Genomic DNA, 1,880 nt, shown 5'->3' with positions numbered 1-1,880 from the left:
GCACTCCCCCGCCGGCGGCCTCGGTGTAGATGCCCGCGCCGCTGGTCAACCCCGCCGGAAGGGCGGCGGATCGGCGGGCAGCGAGTTCCTCGGAGCGGGGTCCGGGTACCTCGGTGACGATGCGGCGTACCTGCTCGAGCTGCGGTCCGCCGACGGGTGTGTGCACAGCAGTCATGTCGTGTCCTTCAGTCGGGTTACCGAGGACTGTATGAGCGACACCACACCGACGAACATGGCCGAGTTGTACAAATCGGAGCGAGCGATTGTCCCAGTGGGCTAACTCGGTTTTGGCGCCGCTCGCCGCACACTTGCAGCATCGACCGAGTTGGAAGGAAGCTGCAATGGGCAATGGCGCCTCAACGGCAGATCAACTGACCTCACCACTGGCTGTGGACGTCAACGAAGCGATCGGACGGCTGTTGCTCACCAGCAGCGACCGCTCCGACACACCGCGAATGGTCTTCCTGTGCGACCTTGCTCGCGATGGCACCGTCGAAGCGGTGATCCTCTGGCCCGGGACGACGCCGCTGCTGGCCGACGTCGCCACGATGTTCGAGCACTTCGGGCTCCGTGTCGCCGACCGGGAGACATTGCCGCTTCCTGCGGATCTGTCCGGCAGTGCGGCGTTGCACAAGTTCACTTTTCGGGCGCCGCAGGTGTGGCAGAGCCGGTCACTGAGCCTGGTGTCGGAGGCATTCGAAGCGCATGCGCTGCACGGGTTCGAGATCGACGACTACGCGAAGCTGATCCTCACGGCCGGGTTGTCCTGGCGCGACATCGTGCTCGTCCGGGCGGCCAGCCGGTTCGTCCGCCAGGCCGGGCTGKGGTTGTCCGAGCACTATGTCACCGACACCCTGCTGCGGCACACCGAGTTCGTCGAGTCCCTCGTGCGCTATTTCGGGGCACGGTTCGATCCCGAGCTGGACGACCGGGATGCGGTGATCGCCGATGCCGCTGCCGACGTGCACGAACACCTCGATGCGGCAACGACCTTGGACGAAGACCGGATCATGCGGTCGCTGGAGTCGTTTGTCACCGCATGCCTGCGCACCAACTGGTACCAACTCGACGGTGCCGGCACCCCGAAGCCGTATTCCTCGTTCAAGCTGGACTCGAGCAAACTCGCGCTGACCGGACCGGTCGTTCCCTACCGGGAGATCTACGTCTACGCCAACGATGTCGAGGGCATCCATCTGCGCAGCGGGGCCGTCGCGCGCGGTGGGCTGCGGTTCTCCGACCGCCCCGAGGACTACCGCACCGAAGTGCTGGGATTGATGAAGACCCAGACGGTGAAGAACTCCCCGATCGTCCCGGTCGGGGCCAAGGGGGCCTTCGTTCGCAAGAACCCGGATATCAGCCCCGCAGAGGCGTATACGACGTTCATCCGCGGCCTGTTGGATGTCACCGACAACATCGTCGATGGTCGCACCGTCGCACCGCAGCGCACTGTCACCTACGACGGCCCCGACACCTACCTCGTGGTGGCCGCCGATAAGGGAACCGCGTCGTTTTCGGACCTAGCCAACAACATTGCCCTCGACGCCGGGTACTGGCTCGGTGACGCGTTCGCCTCCGGCGGCTCGAGTGGGTACGACCACAAGGCGATGGGCATCACCGCGCGCGGAGCCTGGGTCTCGGTGCGCCGGCACTTCGACGATATCGGCGTGGATGTGGACGCCGATCCCCTCTCTGTCGTCGGGATCGGCGACATGTCCGGTGATGTGTTCGGCAACGGGATGTTGTTGTCGGGCTCTCTCAAGCTGGTCGCCGCGTTCGACCATCGGCACATTTTCATCGACCCTGACCCGGATCCGGCACGCTCGTTCGCCGAGCGCCAACGCCTGTTCGCCCTCCCCGGAACCACGTGGGATCACTACGAC

1 protein-coding gene and 1 pseudogene are annotated in these 1,880 nt (G+C 65.2%); one reads left to right on the top strand and one right to left on the bottom strand.

Features of this window, described 5'->3' with window-relative positions:
* Positions 1–175: pseudogene (locus AC1D1G_RS44775) on the bottom strand (4-aminobutyrate--2-oxoglutarate transaminase); the annotation flags it as partial.
* Between the two features lie 166 nt (positions 176–341).
* On the opposite strand from AC1D1G_RS44775, the gene AC1D1G_RS44770 reads away from it, so the two are divergent.
* On the top strand, positions 342–1,880 hold a 1,539-nt coding region (locus AC1D1G_RS44770), incomplete at its 3' end, for an NAD-glutamate dehydrogenase domain-containing protein (RefSeq protein WP_477956894.1).

Source organism: Rhodococcus sp. P3_B8, assembly GCF_056402775.1.
Note: the sequence above shows the minus strand (reverse complement) of the source record. Positions and strands in the feature narration are given on the sequence as shown.